We start from the raw sequence: 2,332 nt of genomic DNA, 5'->3' as shown, positions 1-2,332 counted from the left end.
CGTTGGGTAGGTGGTTGGGACGCGATCCGTGTCACCACGAATCGCGGCGCCTGTGGGCGCGCCACCGCGGTGATTTTAGGCTGGGGGACCGTGCTTCCGGGCCAGCACGTGACCTCCGAAGAGGACACTCCGGCGGGATTTCGCCCGCCTTTCGCTGTCCCGTCCAGCCATTCAAGGCAGAGCCCCGTCATGGGCCCGGACGGTGACCGCCAGCCTCCCGGGGCGTGCTTGCGAGGCACGCGCGCGGGACACCGCATCCTGCTCCGCTACCAAGACGCCTCATGACAGCGCCCCTCGCGAACAGGACGAAGTGCTTATAGTCCTAGATAGGATTTATGTCAATCACTCATCAAGATATTGCCAGGTAATTTTGTCCCGGACGCGCCGCGGCATTCTCAGGCGATGCCCTTGCATCGCCGCATGCCGCTGCGCGGAGCCGGGACCGTTCCAACCGCCGGAGCTTTTTGCGGTCCCGGCTCCGCGGCGCACCACGCCTCGTGGGGAGGCGCGATGCACTGCGTCCGGGACAAGCATCCGAGTGGCGACGTCCCCGCCTTGCCAATCCAAAAACCGGATGCAAGACAGGTCTCCTTTACGCGAGGCTCGGCATATGGCGAAGGCGACGATCATCCGGAGTTCGGCAGCGGACAGTGCCCTGGCGGCCCGACTCGGCCGCGAAGTCAGCGGCGAGGTGTTCTTCGACCGCTTCAACCGCGGCCGCTACGCCACCGACGCGTCGTTCTACCAGATCATGCCGTTCGGCGTGGTAGTGCCGCGCAGCATCGACGAGGCGCTGCGGGCGCTGGAAATCTGCCGCGACGACGGCCGCATCGTCACCCCGCGCGGCGGCGGCACCTCGCAATGCGGCCAGACCGTCAATGACGGCATCGTCATCGACTTCTCGAAACACCTCAACAGACTCGTCTCGCTCGACGTCGCGAATCGCAGCTGCGTGGTCGAACCCGGCATCGTGCTCGACGACCTCAACCGGCAATTGAAGAAGCACGGGCTGTGGTTTCCGGTCGATGTTTCCACGGCGTCACGCGCCACCATCGGCGGCATGGCCGGCAATAATTCCTGCGGCGGCCGCTCGCTGCGCTACGGCACCATGCGCGACAACACCATCGCGATGGATGCAGCGCTGGCCGACGGCACGCGGCTGCATTTCGGCGAGGTGAGTACCGGCGATGACGGCCCTGCTTTGTTCCGCGACATGCTGGCGCTGGGCGCGCGCGAGGCCGGCGAGATCGCCGAGCGCTTTCCGAAGGTGCAGCGCCGCGTCGGCGGCTACAATCTCGACGCGCTGGTGCCGAACAACAGCGCCAACAATCTGGCGCATCTCCTGGTCGGCTCCGAAGGCACGCTGGCCTTCACCACCCAGATCGAACTGAAGCTGTGGCCGCTGATCGGCCACAAGGTGCTCGGCATCTGCCATTTCGGCAGCTTCTACCAGGCGATGGAATCCGCGCAGCATCTGGTGAAGCTGAGGCCGATCGCCGTCGAACTGGTCGACCGCAATATGCTGGCGCTCGGCCGCGACATCGAGATGTTCAAATCGATCATCGGCACCGCGGTGCGCGGCGATCCCGACGCGGTGCTGATCGTCGAATTCGCCGAGGAGACCGCGGCCGACAATCTGCGCAAGCTGAAAGAGCTTGGCGAGCTGATGGGCGATCTCGGCTTCTCCTGGGACAATCAGAAGCGCAAATGGGGCGGCGTGGTCGAGATCACCCTGCCGGCGCTGCAGACCGGGATCGCCGAATTCCGCGCGGCCGGTCTCAACGTCATGATGTCGATGAAGCAGGAGGGCAAGCCGGTCTCGTTCGTCGAGGATTGCGCGGTGCCGCTGCCGTTCCTCGCCGACTACACCGCGCGGCTGAACGGCATCTTCGTCAAGCACGGCACCACCGGCACCATGTATGCGCACGCCTCGGAAGGCTGCCTGCATGTGCGCCCAATCCTCAATCTCAAGCTCGAGAAGGACGTTCGAGCGATGCGCGCCATCGCCGAGGAAACCTTCGAGATGGTGCGCGGCTACAAGGGCTCGCATTCCGGCGAACATGGCGACGGCATCATGCGCTCGGAATTTCACGCCGCGATGTTCGGCCCGCGCATCGTCAACGATTTTGCCGAGGTCAAGCGCCGCTTCGATCCCGACAATCTGCTCAATCCCGGCAAGATCGTCGATCCGCCGAAAATGGACGATCGCTCGCTGTTCCGCTATCCGCCGGACTATCACATCGACGAGTTGAAGACCGTGCTGGACTGGTCGGCCTGGCCCGGCGCCGGCGGCGGTTTTCAGGGCGCCGTCGAGATGTGCAACAACAATGGC

1 protein-coding gene is annotated in these 2,332 nt (G+C 64.8%); it reads left to right on the top strand.

Translation table 11 applies throughout. The features are described from left to right. Positions 1-610: 610 nt before the first annotated feature. Positions 611-2,332 (top strand): FAD-binding oxidoreductase (locus tag Q0S16_RS21195; protein WP_295852654.1); only part of this gene is annotated, 1,722 nt, incomplete at its 3' end.

The sequence above is a fragment of the Tardiphaga sp. genome (assembly GCF_025356345.1).
Taxonomy (GTDB): Bacteria; Pseudomonadota; Alphaproteobacteria; order Rhizobiales; family Xanthobacteraceae; genus Tardiphaga.
The sequence above is the reverse complement of the archived record's forward strand: the minus strand, read 5'-3'. Positions and strand labels throughout refer to the sequence as shown.